General features: G+C 55.7%; 15 protein-coding genes. 9 read left to right on the top strand and 6 right to left on the bottom strand.

The genetic code is table 11. The annotated features are described in order from the left end of the window. Positions 1–17 precede the first annotated feature (17 nt). Together V1289_RS49765 and V1289_RS17635 are read left to right on the top strand one after the other, a co-directional pair. Positions 18–170, top strand: a complete 153-nt coding sequence (locus V1289_RS49765; protein ID WP_442896186.1) for an HNH endonuclease signature motif containing protein — start codon at positions 18–20, stop codon at positions 168–170. 57 nt (positions 171–227) lie between these two features. Then, positions 228–998, top strand: a complete 771-nt coding sequence (locus V1289_RS17635; protein ID WP_334398076.1) for a hypothetical protein — start codon at positions 228–230, stop codon at positions 996–998. A 179-nt stretch (positions 999–1,177) separates the two neighbouring features. Here V1289_RS17635 and V1289_RS17630 read toward each other — a convergent pair whose 3' ends face one another. Then, complete coding sequence (locus tag V1289_RS17630; protein ID WP_334398075.1) at positions 1,178–2,077, bottom strand: hypothetical protein; 900 nt, start codon at positions 2,075–2,077, stop codon at positions 1,178–1,180. Beyond that, a complete protein-coding gene (locus tag V1289_RS17625) occupies positions 2,071–2,967 on the bottom strand; it encodes an IS1595 family transposase (RefSeq protein ID WP_334398074.1) in 897 nt (298 codons plus the stop codon). Before V1289_RS17625 ends, V1289_RS17630 begins: the two co-directional genes overlap by 7 nt. A 165-nt stretch (positions 2,968–3,132) precedes the next feature. On the opposite strand from V1289_RS17625, the gene V1289_RS17620 reads away from it, so the two are divergent. Together V1289_RS17620 and V1289_RS17615 are read left to right on the top strand one after the other, a co-directional pair. Next, positions 3,133–3,675 carry a recombinase family protein gene (locus V1289_RS17620; RefSeq protein WP_334398073.1) on the top strand — a complete coding sequence of 181 codons (543 nt, stop codon included), beginning with the start codon at positions 3,133–3,135 and terminating at the stop codon, positions 3,673–3,675. 124 nt (positions 3,676–3,799) lie between these two features. Beyond that, positions 3,800–5,911, top strand: coding sequence for a trypsin-like peptidase domain-containing protein (locus V1289_RS17615; RefSeq protein ID WP_334398072.1), 2,112 nt, complete (start codon positions 3,800–3,802; stop codon positions 5,909–5,911). Positions 5,912–6,107: 196 nt separating this feature from the next. Here V1289_RS17615 and V1289_RS17610 read toward each other — a convergent pair whose 3' ends face one another. Then, entirely contained in the window at positions 6,108–7,001 is an 894-nt protein-coding gene (locus tag V1289_RS17610; RefSeq protein ID WP_334398071.1) for a hypothetical protein, read from the bottom strand. 697 nt (positions 7,002–7,698) lie between these two features. On the opposite strand from V1289_RS17610, the gene V1289_RS17605 reads away from it, so the two are divergent. Beyond that, the gene (locus V1289_RS17605) at positions 7,699–7,926 is read left to right on the top strand and encodes a hypothetical protein (protein WP_334398070.1); all 228 of its coding nucleotides are present in this window, start codon (positions 7,699–7,701) and stop codon (positions 7,924–7,926) included. A 333-nt stretch (positions 7,927–8,259) separates the two neighbouring features. After that, on the top strand, positions 8,260–10,290 hold the full coding sequence (locus V1289_RS17600; protein ID WP_334398069.1) for a site-specific integrase: 2,031 nt from the start codon (positions 8,260–8,262) through the stop codon (positions 10,288–10,290). A gap of 65 nt (positions 10,291–10,355) precedes the next feature. Here the strand turns inward: V1289_RS17600 and V1289_RS17595 are convergent, their stop codons facing one another. The 3 genes from V1289_RS17595 to V1289_RS17585 all read right to left on the bottom strand — a co-directional run bounded on the left by V1289_RS17595 (position 10,356) and on the right by V1289_RS17585 (position 14,510). Further along, the gene (locus V1289_RS17595) at positions 10,356–12,278 is read right to left on the bottom strand and encodes a DEAD/DEAH box helicase (RefSeq protein ID WP_334398068.1); all 1,923 of its coding nucleotides are present in this window, start codon (positions 12,276–12,278) and stop codon (positions 10,356–10,358) included. Between the two features lie 1,154 nt (positions 12,279–13,432). After that, positions 13,433–13,630, bottom strand: coding sequence for a hypothetical protein (locus V1289_RS17590; RefSeq protein WP_334398067.1), 198 nt, complete (start codon positions 13,628–13,630; stop codon positions 13,433–13,435). 187 nt (positions 13,631–13,817) lie between these two features. Then, positions 13,818–14,510: an MgtC/SapB family protein gene (locus tag V1289_RS17585; protein ID WP_334398066.1), complete on the bottom strand. Its 693-nt coding sequence runs from the start codon at positions 14,508–14,510 to the stop codon at positions 13,818–13,820. A 545-nt stretch (positions 14,511–15,055) separates the two neighbouring features. On the opposite strand from V1289_RS17585, the gene V1289_RS17580 reads away from it, so the two are divergent. From V1289_RS17580 to V1289_RS17570, 3 genes are all read left to right on the top strand, one after another. Continuing rightward, positions 15,056–15,439, top strand: a complete 384-nt coding sequence (locus tag V1289_RS17580; RefSeq protein WP_334398065.1) for an NUDIX hydrolase — start codon at positions 15,056–15,058, stop codon at positions 15,437–15,439. A gap of 355 nt (positions 15,440–15,794) precedes the next feature. Next, positions 15,795–16,163, top strand: a complete 369-nt coding sequence (locus V1289_RS17575; protein ID WP_334398064.1) for a hypothetical protein — start codon at positions 15,795–15,797, stop codon at positions 16,161–16,163. 65 nt (positions 16,164–16,228) lie between these two features. Continuing rightward, positions 16,229–16,969 (top strand): sulfite exporter TauE/SafE family protein, encoded by a 741-nt coding sequence (locus V1289_RS17570; RefSeq protein ID WP_334398063.1) that lies wholly within the window; start codon positions 16,229–16,231, stop codon positions 16,967–16,969. The last annotated feature ends 128 nt before the right edge of the window (positions 16,970–17,097 follow it).

The raw sequence follows: 17,097 nt of genomic DNA, 5'->3' as shown, positions 1-17,097 counted from the left end.
GATAAGACTTGCACCAGATGTGGAGGAAGCCGTTTCAATTCTTGGGATCGCTGCACAAGCTGCCGGTCTACCACGGAGGAACAAATGACATCTCAAACATCCAGCCCGAATGTTATCGATGCAATTTTGAAAAGAATGCGGGACGGCTAACCCGTGAGATGAATCGCTAGTTGCTCATTTGTTTAGTTGGTGGAGAGACCTCTGGTCGCCCGATAATTGGATTGACGATGACCGACTTTTCCAATTTCAACGCGGTGTACAATGAATTATGCGACGCAGTAATGGGTGCGCGCTACCAGTTCTTCCGCGATCATCTGGCAAACTTCTTCGACACAATCGACCAAACGCCAGCGGCTAAGAAGATAGTCGGCAATCTGGAAAGTCAGGTCGATCTGAAGTCGTGGTACGCGGAATGCAAGAAATCCATCGGCAGCATGGTCGGGAGTGGAAGGCTTGATTGGCCGAAGGATCGAACCGATAAGTTGGCGATGCGCGTGGCGTTGTTGCGGGCATTCAGCACTGGCCAGATCGAACCCATAGATTTTACGCATGACTTTCTCTACTCGGAGAACAATTTCAACACGAACATCTCGGACATCGGGCAACAAATCTTTCAACCCACGGCTCGCGAACTCATTCGGCACATCGAACAACATTTTGACAATCCGCCCGACATCCCAGCGGCGGATCGCGTCGTCGCGGTTGATCACAACAGCAAGGGCTACCTCGATGCCGACGAGGCAATGGAGGCGCTTGAAAAGGCTATTCGAGAAGCGAACGATTTCGACGATCCCCTCGAAAGGGAACAACGTGAAGCCGAGGTGTCGGCTGCTCGGCGTCTCCTGCGAGCTACACGGGTTCGGGTGGATGCGCTGGTCGCGCTTTTAAAGCCTTTGGTCATCCAATATGCGACGAAGCTGAAAGACAGCTTGGTTGGGATAGCAGTTGCCGGAACGATAACTGCTCTCGGATATCTGTTCGGGAAGATATTCGGATAGCCTGTTCGGCCCTATCGTCGATGACTTGAGCCACCAAGGCGGTCCCTTCCCGACCGAATCCTTGGAAGGGCGATTATGCGTGACTTGACAGAAAGAGATCAAAACCCCTACGATGGCTGAGACAGGGCGGCGCGGTTCTTGGACTGCTTGGTGTTTTGGGCTGTGTCGCGAATGCGGCTCTAGCTGGCCCTGTTGCCAGCATACCCATCAACGACGAGGGATGTTTCATCGAGAATCCCCCTCGAATCGACCGTAAGTTCGTAGCGATATTCGGTCCAACGCGGTTTGTTGAAGACATCAATGTAGTCGATCCGACCGAAGACATAAAACACTTGTTTTTTTGCATTAAGCTCGGGCTTCATATCTTCCCATTGGTTGAATGGGATACTGAATCTAGAGAAAGTCTCTTGTCCCGGAGCCAGGTCAACAATCTCACCTCTTTTCGCTCTATCCAATGCGAAACTGCTTTCTCTCGGATCGATAGCTACTTTCACTTCATGAGTGTTCACTATCTCACGCGCGGGTGTCTGGCCGAAATTCTTGATGATAACTTCAATATTGGGATTAAACCCGGAATTCATCTCGGACATGACCACATCGCGCACATGGACATAGGCCCTCAACTGGCGTTCGGCAGTAGCTTCGGCATTCCAGACAAGATTGCGGGTTTCTCTAGCACTTTCTTCGGCGGCGACGGCACTGTCTTTCAAGGCAGTGATTTGTTCGGATATCTGGTCATATTGGACGTTCCTGTGAAAATCCGCCGCTTCGGATTCGGATTTGGCATGGGCGAGTTGTCTTTCGCCAGCGAAGTAGAGAAGGATTGTGGCAGTCCACAAGCCTACTGTGGAGACCGCCAAAACGAGGGTGAACATAGCGATAGGATCGCTCGTCGTCCGCTCCCAGAAGGTTTTGCATTCCTCTGTGCTACGGCCGGACTTTTCGGCGGCTTGATAACATGCCTTCTTGTCTGGATTGGCAGGCGCATATGATGTCGCCCAAGCGAGAACCGCTATCCAAAAGAGACTGGCGACTAACAAGGCCAGCGCAAACTCGCCGTTTGTCAGGCGCTTTAGCATCCCTCAATCGCCGTTCTGAAAATGTCATCATTGAAGCGATTGTTTTGAAATTCGGCAACGTACAGCGGCATGTATTTGGCGCTGACCTTGTGGAACGAGCCGACGATACCGCGCTTGAAGATGCTCCAGAAGCCTTCAATCGTTTGAGTGTGGACAGCGCCGACAATATACTGATGCTTCGCATGGTCAACGGTGGCGTGCGGATAGGTCTTGTCGAGACCCTTGTAGCCAACCCATTGATCCGTGCAGAGCAAGCTAACCTTGTTCGAAACGGCCTCGTTGACGAACGCGACCAAGGTGGAAGCGCGAACGTTATCGACGACGCGGGCGATCACGTTACCCTTGCGGCGGACAGCGCCAGCGACAATCGCTTTGCCAGAGGCGGTCGGCCCGGGCTTGCCGTCGCGCTTATCCCAATGCCGGTTCTTGGCTTTGCCGCCGACGAAGGTTTCGTCAACTTCAACGATGCCGCCAAGCTTGGTTTCGGGCTCGATGAGGGCCGCGCGGATTTTGTGGCACATGGAATGTGCCGTGCCGTAGCTCCCGAAGCCCATGACGCGTTGAATTTGAAGGGCGCTAATTCCCTTCTTGCTGGTCAGCATCAAATGGACGACGCGAAACCACTCGCGAAGCGGCTTGTTTGTGTTCTCAAAAATGGTGCCAGCAATGTGCGAAAAGCGATAGCCGTTCGCTTGGCAGGCTTCGCACTGCCAATGATAGCCCGATGCCAGCGCGTAGACCTTGGCATTGCCGCAACGCGGGCAATGCACACCGTTCGGCCAACGGCGCGCAACCAGATAGCTGCGGCAGGCTTCCTCATCAGGAAACGCCGCCTCGAATTGGGCGATAGTCATTTGATGAACTGGTTTGGGGCGCTTGACGGCAGTCATGGCGTTTCCTCGTTTGTAGGAGGATATTGCCATGGCTGAGGCTTCTGTCAAGTACCGCATAATCGCCTTGGAAGCGCGTGTCAGAATTCAACAATAAAGGGACGGATCACACAACCTGCACGATCAATGGCTTGCATGTGTCATAATTCCGTGTCATAATGGGGCATGAAAATCGGATACGCGAGGGTCAGTACCACCGGCCAGTCCTGTGATGGTCAGGTCGAACAGCTAAAGGCCGCAGGATGCGACAGGGTGGTTCAGGAGACCGCCAGCGGCGCAAAGACAGATCGACCCGCCCTTGCCAAATTGGTGGCCTCCCTGAGGCCCGGAGACACGCTGGTGGTCACGCGGCTGGACAGGCTGGCAAGGTCCACTATCGACCTTCTGACGCTTCTAAAGGCCGTTGGAGACCATCGGGCGTCGTTCCAATCCCTCGGGGAGCAATGGGCGGATACGACAACTGCTGCCGGTCGGCTGATGCTGACGATCCTTGGCGGTCTGGCGGAGTTCGAACGCGAACTTATCAAGGCCCGGACTGCAGAAGGCCGGGAGCGGGCCAAAGGCCGAGGTGTCCGAATGGGCCGCAAGCATAAGCTGACGCCTCATCAGCAAGACGAAATACGCAGGCGAAAAGCCGAGGGACAGTCTGTTCGGGAGTTGGGAAGGTCTTATAATGTTTCGCCCAATACGATTAGTCGAGTGCGGTGAAACGGTACGCATTGGCTGCTCGAAAGTAACAGAAAGTTGGGCGCTTCGAATGTTGTCCGTTGCGTCGGCGATATTGATAGCGAGATCAGGAAATCAATTGCTGCGGTTTGCGAGGAGACTCGTTGTGTCGACTAAGACCAATTTAGCTGTTCGCGTTATACTGATTGCTTTTTCTCCATTGATGAGTCGGGAAGGTTTTGCTCAAGACGTTCCTATAACCGACTGTGACAGGCTTGCAGCAAGCGATGTTGATCAGCAAAAACTTGGCGGTGGCGTGCCTCTAGAATCAATTAAATCCGACTCTGCAATTTCAGCCTGCTTAGACGCATCGAAGCAATATCCCAGTACTGCTCGTTTCGTTTTTCAGTTAGGTCGAGCCTACCAAAAGGCTAAGTTATTTGACAAATCAATGGAGGCTTATAAGCAGGCCGCTGACCTCGGTTATTCACAGTCAGTCGTTGCTGTAGGCACGCTATTCTACAATGGACTCGGAGTTCCGAGGAACGAAAGCCACGGTGCAGAGTGGTTCAGGAAGGCCGCCGACAAGGGAAATGCACTCGGTCAAGCGTTTACTGGACAGGCGCTGAAAAGTGGAAGAGGTGTCAAAAAGGATGTGAGCGAAGCCGTACAGTGGTTTCGACTATCCGCCGACAACGGAAATCCCGTTGGCCAATTGGAAATGGCGAAAAGCTATTTTGAAGGAATTGGCGTTCCTCAAGACGACACCGAGGCTGCAAAGTGGGCGCGAAAGTCCGCCGATCAAGGCTATTCTTCGGCGCAGCTTTATCTCGGCTATTTAACCGAGAAGGGTCGCGGCACCTCTCAGGATTTTGCGGGGGCAATTAAGCTATACAAATCGGCCGCCGAACAAGGAAACGCTATTGCCGCGAACAACCTCGGTAATATGTATTCGGACGGGTACGGCGTTACTAAGGATCAAAAGGAAGCATTGAAGTGGTATCGGTTGGCGGCTGACCTTGGAAATCCAAAAGCCCAATATCAACTGGGCAAGAGCTATGAGGTCGGCCAAGGCGTTCGAGACGACCCAAAGGAAGCCGTCAAATGGTATCGCCTTGCTGCCGAAGGCGGTAACGCCAATGGGCAAACGAGATTAGCTCAATTGCTCCTAGCAGGACGAGGCGTCGCCAAGAATTCTGGCGAGGCCCTTAAGTGGTTCAAGTTGGCAGCTGCGCAAGGACAACCAGCCGCACAGAACGATCTAGGGGCAATGTACGGGCAAGGCGAAGGGGTGCCTCAGGATTTTGCGGAAGCAGCCAAATGGTACGCCCTGTCAGCGGCTCAGGGTGATTCAGTCGCTCAGTTTAATCTAGCGAGGTACCTTATACTGGGCAAAGGCGTCTCGCAGGATTTTGTTCAAGCACATATGTGGTTAAATCTCGCCTCTTCGCGGGGAATGGATGAAGCAAAAAAACTTCGCGATGCGCTGGTAGTGAAGATGAATGCCCAGCAGATTGATAAGGCGCAGCGAATGGCGCGCCTCTGCCAAGCAAGCCAATTCAAAGACTGCGGTGACTCCGCTAACGGCGGTTTGCAGGATGACCGCACTCGCACGGGGAATAGATCTGATCGGTCAGTGGCCGGAAGTTCGTCCAAATCTTCGGGAAGTGGCTTTTTTGTATCGGGCGACGGCTACATCATTACGAATGAGCATGTCATCAAGTCATGCGGAAAGTTGGTGGCAACCGACAATTCTGGAGACCGACTCTCACTTCGATTCGTCCGAGCATCCACTTCAGACGATCTTGCTTTACTTAAAGCAGATACCAGCCGAGAAGCGTTTGCGCGGATACGGGAATCGGGGCGGGTCAATCAAGGCGAAGCGGTCGCATTGTACGGCTTTCCGCTTATAGGTCTCTTGGCATCATCAGGTAACGTATCGACAGGATTCGTGACAGCTCTTGCCGGCATCAAGGATAATGATCGTCAGCTACAAATTTCGGCACCGGTGCAGCCCGGAAACAGCGGCGGACCACTGGTTGATTTCAGAGCGAACGTCGTTGGGGTTATAGTCGCAAAGCTGAATGCGATTGCTGTAGCAAATGTGACGGACGATATTCCGCAGAACATCAATTTCGCCATAAAGGCTTCGTCGGTCATAAACCTTCTCGATCTCGGCAATGTAAATTATCAATCGTCCGCTCAGACAGAAGAGCTGAACTTAGAAAACCTGACGAAGAAAATTAGACAATTTACTGTTCTGATTGAGTGCTACTGATCTCGAACTGACCTTGGCGTCCCATTGGCCGCAAGCACAAACTGCTCCCTCGCGGTCCCCCATGAATAGCTTTTCAGCCACCAAAGGCGCGAAATGAGGAAGGGTGCCGGTTCCGGGTACCCCTCCGGTGAGGGCCGCAGGACGATTTAATCGTCGGCCGCCGTGTCGGCGCACATCGCAACCGCCCGACTGGCAGCTAATGAATCACCGGCTCGCCATGGAAACGACGGTGCAGCTTTTCGCTGACGCCGAAGCTGATCTCCAGGACGAGCCGCGGCGCGCGTTTGGCCAGCGAACCCATATGGAATCCGAAGGGATCCTCGACAAAGCCGAAGCCTTCAGGGCCCGTTAGTTTTACGATCGCTTCGCGGCCATAGGTCCGCTCGATCTCCTCCGAGGGGTGGCCGACCACGAGGGTGAACTGGTGCCGCAGGAAGCGCTGCCTGTGGCTGCCCACGACATAGACATGCGGGCCCGAATTTTCGTCAACCGCTTCGATGTAGAAGAAGTACTTGATCATCCTCCAATCATCGAGATCAAAATGAAACCGGTCCTGTGAGGCCAAATGGAGGTCGTAGTCTTTCGCCTTCTTGCTCGGAAAGCTCCACCACAGCCGCGTCGCGGTGACGCGCGCCTCGCCTCCCAGGTAGTTCTGGGCGATCTGCAACAATAGCGGATCCTGCTGGACGCGGCGGGCCGCTTCGCAATCCAGCACGCGTTCGAAGAAGTGGCCGGTGAGAATGGCCTTCCCGGTCGCAAGCTCGACCGAGCGATGGTCCTCGGCGACCAGCTCAATTTTGCGGTCGAAATTGCCGAAACAGGGCGTGCGTCGGGCAAAGGAAGAGATCTCCGACGTGATATCTGTCGGAAGCCTGACGCCCTGAAACAGTCCGTCTCGCCGCAACTGCTCCGTCACATGCTCGACGTCAAGTTCCGGGAAAAGCGTGTTCGTGAAATCGATGTGTTCGGGCGGAGCGGTCAACTTCCATGCGAGGCTGCGGAACAGCATCACGCGCCCCAGCGCAAACATCGGCAGCCATCGGGGATTGTCCTTGATGTCGGCTACATGCGTCGGCAAACGTTTGAGCATTCGCTGTAGTCTTGTGGCCATTTCTTGCCTCGCTGTACGCATTACGATGGAACCAGTCCTTGCAGCAATTCAGACTCCATTGTTGTTCCAAATTGGACCAAACCACGACGCGCTCTGTTATGCGGCGTACAATGTTATGCGGCGTACAATTTTGGACACACGATTGACGCCAATCCACCATGCCCGCTATCGCGTCCAAGGAAGGTAAGCCTTCCCGTCCGCATCGCGACGTCGACATTTTCCGCGACGAGATGGCCCTAAGACACTTCACGCCTCAGTCCATGATCGCTTTCAAGTGTCAGCGTCACCGCACTAGTCGGCGACCACAGGCGACTTTGTTCGCAGCTATTGCGACCACCGATTGACCACCAATATGCTGTGAACAAACGAAGCCAATCGTGAGCGAACGTGGTCAGATTCACCAGTAAACAAAGGGGATTCCGAGGGACTGTCGCCGCTCATAACGGTCTGGTTGCAGGTTAGAGGCTTGGCCAATCTTACTGCAAGGTTCAATTGCGGCTCTAACCCGGCTGGCTGAACGCCCCCAAAGAACTGCCGGATTCAAGGCGCGCGTTATCCACTGTTTGCACGATTGGGAACACGCCTTGGGGACGTGTCAATAACGTTGTCTTTTCTTTTCTCGTTTTCGGCGCAAAATATAGGTATCCCCAACGGCGGGAAACTGCGGGAGAAGTCCTTGAACGACATTTCCGAATGCCGCGAGATGGAGTTGCGCTGCCTTCAACGCGCAAGGGCAGAGCCAGAGAACAGTTGGAAGTGGTTAGGCCAAGCAGAACGCTGGCGCGAACTCGCGCATAGCCGTGTCGCCGTTAAATTTCAAAAGCCCGTTGCCCAGCAGCAGATGACGGCGGGGCCGATGCAGATGGGGCCAGACCCGATAACTGGCAGACAGCTTCAACAATAGAACTGAGACCTTGGCGGTTGCTATTGCGCTGAAGCCGAGGCCGCGCGTGGTCTGCCTTCGTTCTGGTTCGGAAACAAGTTGCCCATTTCGGGAAAGTTCTTTCCGTTCCCTGAACGTTTCTTGAACGAAAGAAGTCGGGATATTTACGGACTGGCGCAATCGGCCTGTGGTCGCTCTCAGAGCAACTAATGCGCTATCACTGCGCCCACAAAGATTGGCAGCGATCTTGCGCGCCCCCTTGATTATCGGAAGGGCGACACTGGGCGACGTGCCTGAACGGGGCCAAATGGTTTGCAATCCAGATGTAACCCGTTGTCATCGCGGGTTACCAATTTGACGTTGTTTGCAAAAAATACTGGTGATTTCAACGAATTAGATTTGACTACGAATCTGGGGGTCAGGAGTTCGAATCTCTTCGGGCGCGCCAGCAATCCAAGAACTCCTTATTTTCTGGGAATAACTCGAAAGTTCAATGGCTTCGTCCTGCCGCACTGGTATCAAGCGGTGGGATCAATGGCGCGTGTGGGAATGGGTTTAATCAAGAACGAACACGGCGTCTTTCATGTGCGCAAGAAGGTTCCTAAGGGGCTCGAAATAGCCACCGCAAGGGCGATGGGTGTCCCCAAGGAGCGCGTCTCGTGGCTCAAGGAGACGCTGGGAACCAAGGACGAAAAGCAGGCGAAGGTCCTCGCCAAACCCGTCATGATGAAGTTCGACCGCATCCTCGCGCAAGCTGAGGCGCTCCTTGTCGAGCATCCGGTGCGGACAGAGTTGACCGAAGCCGAAATCAAACGGATCGCCGATTACTTCTATGCGCATGAGCTTGGCGCGGACGAGGAACTGCGCGAGGAAGGCATCGGCTCTGACCCGGGTTTCGCAAGCGTCCACCGGCAGCTCACGGAGGCGGGGATCGAGTTCGAGACCCCATTCTCTGTTGCTGAAGAGAATGGCTCTGGCTTGTCGGATCGCATGATGCACAAGATTGAGGAAGATGTCTCAATAGTGCTGCCCGCAGCGAAAGAGGCCTTGGCGCGCGGCAACGTCAACTTCATCCGGTACGAGTTGAACGAATTGCTTCAGCTATTTCGGATCAACCTAGACCCCGCTTGCGCCGACTACCGAAAGGTAGCGCTCGCTGTGATCAGAGCAGAGGTGCGCGCCTTAGAGGACATCCGTGCGCGCAACCGGGGTGCGCCGATTGATAGCCCGAAGTTGCCTGAGCCCAGCAGCGCAGCCCCAGTGTCGAGTTGTTCCCTGCGTGCCGCCTACCAAGGCTGGGACAAAGTGGAAGCTCGTCCAATCTCTACACGAATGGAGTTCGCGCGCGGGATTGACCGCTTTATCGAGCTACACGGTGATTTGGATGTGGCTCAGATCAACAGGAAGCATGTTCGTGAGTTTCGCGATGCGGCGCAACTCGTTCCAAAGCAACGAGCAGGAAAGCTCAGAAAAGCAGCTTTGCCAGAACTTGCAAAATGGTCGCGCGAGCATCCCGGTACGATCTGTATCGGTGCAGCCACCATCAACAAATGGCTGACATGTCTTCAAGGCGTACTGAACTGGGCACGCAAGAACGGTGTCATTCCTGATGAAATCCCTTGGACCGATCCGGTAGCGGGGATGCGGTTAAAGGTTCCTCGATCCAAACGGCGACCTTGGGAGCCGGAGGAGCTTTCAGTTCTCTTCGGTTCGCCGATTTACATTCAAGGAGCCCGACCGAAAGGTGGAAAAGGCGAGGCTGCGTATTGGCTACCGTTGCTTGCGCTCTACAGCGGTGCCCGACTGAACGAGCTTGCGCCGATGTGTGCCAACGATGTGAAGTTCGATGCTCATTCTGGCGTGCGCTTCCTGACCGTCATTGAGGACGACGAAGTAGGTCGAAGCCTCAAGACCGAGAACTCCGTTCGGGCGGTGCCCATTCACCCGGAGTTGGTGCGGATCGGCTTTATGGAGTTCGTCGAGCAGATGCGAAGTTGCGATGGCCAATCCGCTCGCCTTTTCCCCGAACTGCAGCAAGGCTCCAAGGGAGGATTTGGGGAAGCATTCTCGAAGTGGTTTGGACGTTACAAACGGTCGCTCGGTATCGACAACGAAAATAGTGTCTTTCATTCATTCCGCCATGGCTTCAAGGATGCATTGCGCGCTGCGGGTGTGAACGAAGATGTCAATGATGCGCTAACGGGCCACGCCGGCGGAAATGCTGTAGCGCGGGGCTATGGTTCGGATGACATGGTCCGGCGGTTCGGCTTCGCTACACTCAATGCAGCTGTTGAGAAAGCTCAGTACAATGGCCTCCACCTATCAGGCATTCGATGGACGCCGCCCACCAAATCAAAAGCGCGCTCCGCCAATGATGTGGAATAATGCCGCCTTTGAAAAAAGGCCGCACGCGGGCTCCTGAGGAAACCTGTGTGCGGCCTGTCTGTTCGTTACGCCTTCACGAGGTAGCTCTTGCTGCCTCTACCGATGCCCGTGACGAGATAACTCACGCCAATCTCTCGGAGAGCTTTGGCGATGTTGCTGCCCCCGTCGAGCAGTTGCTCCTTGACCCTGCTTATCTGCTTCTTGCTGAGCGATAGCTGTCGTTGAATGAACGGGAAGGGCGTCAGACCCGGCTCGCGGCACCCCATCAGGGAGATGATGCCAGCGTGGGCTGAGCTACTGCGGGGCGCATACACCTTAGGACCGTCGGGCTCGAAGTCCCAAGGAACCACGTTGATCCCCGGCATGTTGGCCTGAATGTCGTCAAGGATGGCGTCCCCCTGCCAGTTCTTTGGCAACAGGACGTACACGTCAGACATCGGACAGCGGCCGTCCTCGTCTATCACACGTCTGCAACAGATGCGATTGATTGCCTGCACTACCGACGTTGATAGGTGCCGTTGCATGATGACGTTGACGAGAGTGACGCGCTTCTTGTGGGTGTTTGCTTGCAGCCACGCGGTATCCTGAGGCCCATGAGTGGCGAACAGATTGTTGATAGCGCGCCGTTGATCCATGTAGGGCAGTCCGTAGATGACAGCGACGTCGCAATCCTTCCAAGTATTCTTGCCGTCAATTGCTCCCCAGTGACCGACATTGAACTTGAGCTTGTCAGTACTGAAAGTCTCTGCGAGCGCTTCGGAGTGCTTGTGGACACACAGGAACACTGAGCGCCCGGGGGCAATCTCCTCTGAAAGACGTTTTGCGAGACGTGGGAGCCTAAGATGCTTCGTGTCATCTGTAACGCTCTTGCCAAGCCCCGAGGCTGTCCGAGCGACGTGGAGGGTCACGTTGCTGTAGTCACGCACGCCGGGCGGAATAGGAGCGACATACACGCGACCCTTGAGCAGTTGGTACAGGACGTCATTGTTCGCTGTAGCGTCCAAGATCACAGCGCCCGGTAATCCGGGAGGCAGCAAGTAGGTTGCGCCGTTGATCGAATGCTGGTCGCCGCTCTTGAAGTAGTAGGCAAAGCTCGCAAACATGGCTTCAACGTCCTGAAGTATCTCGTCCACGACTGTCGGTGCATCTTCCTTGAAGAGACTGGGGTCGAAGTCCACACCCCTCAACGCCTCACGAAGGAGCCGAAGTTCTTTAGTGACATTTTCCGATCCTTCACCCCACAGAAGTGACGTGCTGTCCCCAGCGTCTCCGGCTTCCTTCGCCTTCAACCAACGCTTCATGCACTCCAGTGTCCTGATGGCACCGGGGAAGAGCTGCCTAAGCTCATGCGGGATGCTCATCAACGCTGTCGTCAAATTAGCTGTAGTCGCTTTATTGCTGTCAACGACGTTTGCTAAGGCTTCGTCGATTATGACAAGACGCCGAGCACCACCGCGCCATTGTGAGATACGATCCCACCGCCCACGATCCTGCACGCTCCAATCCTTGGCGGCATTGAGAAACGCTTGATGGCAGATCACCAGAACATCGCTATTGAACACCTTCATGATGTCCGCTTTGTTCTTGGTATGGTGCGCCACAGCCACAACACGGCCCGAAAGCTCGTTAATCTGTTTGGCAATATCGTCAGCGTCTTCGATCAGGCGTGTAACGATCACCACGCCGACAGGCTTGAGGTTCTCCTTGGCATGGGCATTCAAGTCAGCCTGCATAGAGGCATAGAGACACGTGCCTTGGGTCTTACCGCTCCCCGTGGGCAACGGGAGCACCACGGAAGGGCTGCCATCGTCGTTGGTGGCGTTGTTGATAATCTGACGTTGGAACTCTTCTGCCATTAGCAGATGAACGTCTATCAAGGCTGGTGGCATGGGCATGTTGAGCGTCTCAGACCAATGCTTGCGCATTTGCACTGAGTAATCCTGCGGCGACACGAGAGCGAGCCCGTGCGAGCCGATAGTAGTCTGCATGAGGAATTATCCTGATAATGGTAGTTAAGAGCAACTTGTGTCAGCTCGGGGGATAAATGAGCGTGTACGGATGCTGATGGATGATGATTGAGCGGTGATGCCGCTAATGCACCCCCCAAGGCTCTAAGAATATAAATCTGGAGCCGTATAAAAGGGGGTGTGTTTCTGGTGTTACTAAGAGGCGCCAATGCACCCTCCTGAGCCCACGGAGGAGCCCTCTTAGGAGGTTGAGGGGTGCATTAATGTCGCAGACCGGGTGGTGTTTTTCCTCTCTTGTGGCCCTTCGCAGCCTTTGGGCCACCCGTGTTCCCACAGAGAAGCCCGTGGAAGCGATTTGGCTGCGTGTCTGACCCTTGTGGGGCCGGTGTATCCCAAAGCTCTCCACGGGAGCGTTTGGTGCCTCAAGGCGCCCCGAGGCACACCCGACGTGAACCGCTTCCCATGGTGTCTGCACCGGGCTCCCCCAGGGTGAGCATCGGTTTTCGTGGGGATGCTCTCCACCATCTGCGAGGATGTTCTTGGGCATGTGCGGTATGTCTTTCATTCGGCCTCTCTGCTCAGTGTGGGGAGGCGGTATATGCAGAGGAGAGGTATGCTGAGTAGTGCTGCGGCAAGCATGGTGGCCACGGCGAACTCAATGATTGACGAAGGTCGTCACCGGCTGCGCTGCAGGAAAACATGTCAAGCGCCTACCTTAGGCGGAGCAGAAGACCGATGCTTCAGACAATCTTTTTTTGGTGACCGGTTGCCCTTGGTTATACGTAGACTGGTGTCTCGTCTGTACGGAGAGTGGGGCAGCTTTCTTTCGCTTCGAGAGCTTGCCTGCGCGTCCATGGGGAACCAATGTCCCCGACGCCGCGTTGGCTTCCCAGGTCCCCGGAGGGCGCAAAATGGCTTGGCGTTGGCTTCTATTGCTCGCGGTCCTTTGCTCCCAGTCCGGTCCCGCCGAAGCGAGCGACCATCCGAAGCTCGACCTCAAGCATCGCATGTCCTGTGTGCTCGTTCGTTACTACGTGGCCCTCTACTCAGCCACTGCTGCTGAAGCCTACGCGCGGAGCAAGGGTGCATCGGATGCGGACATCGAAGCTGCTCGGCGCTGTGTTGCGGCAACGGTTACGGCACAGGGCGCATCATGAGATACCGTCGATAGTCCCCTAAGCGCCCCCGCGCGACACAGGAAACGCAAGCACGTTCGGTGCACATTCAGCCACACCATCCGGTGCCACGCCGAGACCCTTCTGGGCGACCACCACGACGCTCCGTAGCAACACCTTGCGTTGCGTGTCGTCCTTCAATTCGGCCGATGCTTCCACGAGGGTGCGAATGTGCTGCAGTGCTTCGCTAGGCGTCACTGTTGCGACCCCCTATTGATTGCCCGGTAAACGATACGCCAGCCCTGCCGGATGCGCGAGGTTCACTTTGGGGCGCTCAGGTTGGTTCGGTAGTCGTCAGCAAAGATGTCCGGGATAACCCAAACCGGACCTGAGGCGGACGTGCCGGAGGCGGCGCGAATGAACCAGCTCGGACATTTGCCCCCGTTTAGTCGCCGGTCGGAGTGATCCTGAACTCAACGACCTCAGGCCGTCCACGAAGGTAGGTAGACAGTGCCTCCGCATTTTTGCGGTCTCTACTTTTGATCGTCATGCGGTATTCGAACTGCTGGCCACTCTCGCTTAGTCGCGACGACAGGTTGGCAATCGTGAACCCGTGGTCATGGATAAGCTTGTGCACCTCTTCCTCGCCTATAACGTGATCGCGTGCAAATCTGAGCATGTGATGCGCGTAGAACTCGCTTGGCAGCCGAGCTTCAATATAGCGAAACAGAGCCAGCACAATGAGGGCGGCTGCCGTGCCGACAATGGCAGCAAACCAAAACCCGATACCGACCAAGATGCCGATAGCTGCCGTTACCCAGATAGAGGCGGCTGTAGTTAGGCCGCGTACCGTTAGGCCCTCTTTAAAGATTACTCCCGCGCCAAGAAATCCGATGCCGGTCATGATGCCCTGCGCCATGCGGGTTGGATCGGTTCGGATGGCGTCATGCTCTAGAAACGTCATCCATTGGTTTTGATAGACCGTCACGATCATAAGGATCGCGGAAGCGATGCAGACGAGGGAGTGAGTACGGAAACCGGCAGGGCGACCGTGAAAGGTTCGCTCAAACCCAATCAGCGCTCCGATCACGAGGGCGCCCGACACTCTGCCGATGATCACCATGTCTTCGTGGCCCATGGATGCCCTCTCGTTGCGATTTCTCATCTTACATCAATTTCCTCGCCGTCGATCCCATGTTATGATTGCTATTGGCGTCGGGTTGTTGACCCCGGCGCTTAGCACAAACTTCCCCGTCCCGTTCGCGGGCGGGCGGGGCTTTCTGCCCGGTTCGAAACGAGGGCACTTATGCGCCTCCAATCATTCGTCGGCGTCGGAATGCTTGTCCTACTTTTGGGGCTTGGCGTGTGGGTCGCCCTTCAATACGTCCCGGTGCACTTGCATTAGGTCGCGCGGTGGTGAAGGAAACAAAATACTTTCGGAAGCAGGCGGCTAAGGCCGAACGCATGGCGCGGACCGCTTCGGACGCCGAAATTTCCGAACGCTTCCAGAATCTGGCGAAGGCCTATCGCAGTCAGGCGGATGTGCTGAAGGCTAAGAAAAAGTCCGGCAAAAAGCGACGCTGACAGCAAGCATCCGTCAGTTAGGTAACGCCCATTTATTGCCTCAAGGATTATCTTATAAAATCGTGCGGTGATTCGATGTTAGGGTGGTGCGTTACAGCAATGGCGAAATCATCAAAGCTCGTTGCGGCAAAGCGCGGGCGGATCTTGTTGGTGAGAAGAAGGCGGGACCAGTTATGGATGTTCCCGGGGGGGCGCAGGCGCGGGCGGGAAACGGAAAAAGATTGCCTACGCAGGGAAATCCGGGAGGAGCTTCCAAAGCTCAAACTGGGGCGGTTGAAGCTCTGGAAAGAGGTCAAGGCCAAGAACCCCAAATCAGGACGGAAGATGAGCGATGCTATATTCATCGCTAGTGAAGCCTCCGGTCATCTCGCGATTGGTGACAAGAAGGAAATAGACAAGGCGATGTGGCGTAAACCGCGGGGCATCCGGCTAACACCGACCTCTCGTTACATCCGGGACAAGCTGTTCCCCAAGCGAGGTTAACTATTTCCGGGTTTGGCACTCAGCGGACTTGGCGCGAGACACGATTTACGTCTGCAACGCGTTCCAAAGCGGACATCAAAAGTTGGTGCCCAGCGAAAACCTTGGGACCACATAGGCCACCCGCTGGAAAACGAACACCCCTGCCGTGACCTCGGTGGCGGCTGACGCCCTTTAACTCGACAGAGTGAAGCCGGGGCGGCTGGGTCGACCAAAATAGGGTCCGGTGCAGTCGAAGAGGCTCATTTTCAGGCGTCCATCCTCGCCCCCTTCGGTGCAAACTGCCGGAGCCGACCTTGCTCCCCGTTCCTGATTGCGGAATGATGACGGCGCAACACAAGTGGCATCGGGGCACCGAATGTCCAACCTTGGCGAGGTCAGCCGTAAGCTCGTCGCAGTCTTCGCGGCAGGCGTGGAGGGCTACAGTCTGCTCATGGGAGCCGATGAGGTAGGTGCGCTCAGAGGGCTCACCGAGCGCCGCGCGATCCTCGATAAACTCATTGCGGACCACAGGGGCCGCCTAGCGAACACTGCGGGCAGCAGTGTACCTGCTGAATTTACTTCCGCTTTCGGCAGCATGGCGGACGTAATCGGAATTGCTGCTGGCTCGGCTCGGTCGCGAATGACCATTAGCGGACCTTCAGGATCATCTACTAACCGGCTAATTGCCCTTCACAAGGATCAAATTCGTCGCTATTCAGAGAGTTCGCCCCTCGACCTGCCGTAAGCAGAGTTGAGAAGAACACCGGCACGACGGCTGCGGGCATCACCTCATTTCAGAGTAGTCGTGCCATGCCCGATATTTCGGTTTTGCTTCTTGCTGCCTGTATGTTTGCGGGCGCTGCCCTCTACACCTCGGTAGGCCACGCGGGCGCGTCCGCCTACATCGCCCTTATGGCGCTGTTCGGCATCCAAGCCGCCGTGATGCGCCCCACCGCGCTTGCGCTCAACATCTTTGTATCTGCCTTCACGTCGTTCCGCTTCCTGCAAGCGGGCCTGTTCCGCTGGCGCGTGTTCTGGCCGTTCGGTGTGGGCGCGATCCCGTTTGCATTCGTCGGCGGATCGATCCAACTGCCCGGCCCCTACTACCGGCCCCTGGTCGGCGTAGTGCTTTTGCTCAGTGGTGTGCGGCTGCTCTGGCCGCGCGAACTAAAATCCAACCTTGAACCGGATGACCCGCCGATCTGGGCTGGCATTCTGTGCGGCATCGGAATTGGATTTCTCTCTGGTCTCACGGGCACGGGGGGCGGCATCTTCCTGTCGCCGTTGTTGCTTTTCTTGGGCTGGTCCGATACGCGCTCCGCCTCAGGCGTCGCCGCCGTATTCATCTTGTGCAACTCCGTCGCCGGGTTGCTTGGCAATGTCGCTATTGTGAAGGCACTTCCGCCCAATCTATGGGTCTATGCAATCGCAGTCGGCCTAGGCGCACTGCTGGGAACCACGCTCGGCATACAGTGGCGGCCGCCGATGATCCTCAAGGCCCTTGGCTTCGTGCTGCTAATCGCTGGCTTAAAGCTGATCGGCGTGTATTGACTGAGCTTCCGTTAGCGGCTTGGTCGTCCGCTTCTGGCCCATCGCGTCACTTCGGGGCCGTGCGGAATTTTGTTGCTATTGGCGCATAGCGGAAGTCGAGTTTCAGTACACCCCGCGCTCGGTGTTCC

It is taken from the genome of Bradyrhizobium sp. AZCC 2289 (assembly GCF_036924615.1).
Taxonomy (GTDB): Bacteria; Pseudomonadota; Alphaproteobacteria; order Rhizobiales; family Xanthobacteraceae; genus Bradyrhizobium.
This window is presented reverse-complemented; position numbering and strand designations above follow the sequence as displayed.

Excerpts from the sequence above, each read along its gene's own strand:
- V1289_RS17595 (WP_334398068.1), bottom strand. The coding sequence starts at position 12,278 with ATGCAGACTACTATCGGCTCGCACGGGCTCGCTCTCGTGTCGCCGCAG.
- V1289_RS17585 (WP_334398066.1), bottom strand. The coding sequence starts at position 14,510 with ATGGGCCACGAAGACATGGTGATCATCGGCAGAGTGTCGGGCGCCCTC.
- V1289_RS17580 (WP_334398065.1), top strand. The coding sequence starts at position 15,056 with ATGGCGAAATCATCAAAGCTCGTTGCGGCAAAGCGCGGGCGGATCTTG.
- V1289_RS17620 (WP_334398073.1), top strand. The coding sequence starts at position 3,133 with ATGAAAATCGGATACGCGAGGGTCAGTACCACCGGCCAGTCCTGTGAT.
- V1289_RS17625 (WP_334398074.1), bottom strand. The coding sequence starts at position 2,967 with ATGACTGCCGTCAAGCGCCCCAAACCAGTTCATCAAATGACTATCGCC.
- V1289_RS17575 (WP_334398064.1), top strand. The coding sequence starts at position 15,795 with ATGTCCAACCTTGGCGAGGTCAGCCGTAAGCTCGTCGCAGTCTTCGCG.
- V1289_RS17635 (WP_334398076.1), top strand. The coding sequence starts at position 228 with ATGACCGACTTTTCCAATTTCAACGCGGTGTACAATGAATTATGCGAC.
- V1289_RS17630 (WP_334398075.1), bottom strand. The coding sequence starts at position 2,077 with ATGCTAAAGCGCCTGACAAACGGCGAGTTTGCGCTGGCCTTGTTAGTC.
- V1289_RS49765 (WP_442896186.1), top strand. The coding sequence starts at position 18 with ATGTGGAGGAAGCCGTTTCAATTCTTGGGATCGCTGCACAAGCTGCCG.
- V1289_RS17610 (WP_334398071.1), bottom strand. The coding sequence starts at position 7,001 with ATGCTCAAACGTTTGCCGACGCATGTAGCCGACATCAAGGACAATCCC.
- V1289_RS17570 (WP_334398063.1), top strand. The coding sequence starts at position 16,229 with ATGCCCGATATTTCGGTTTTGCTTCTTGCTGCCTGTATGTTTGCGGGC.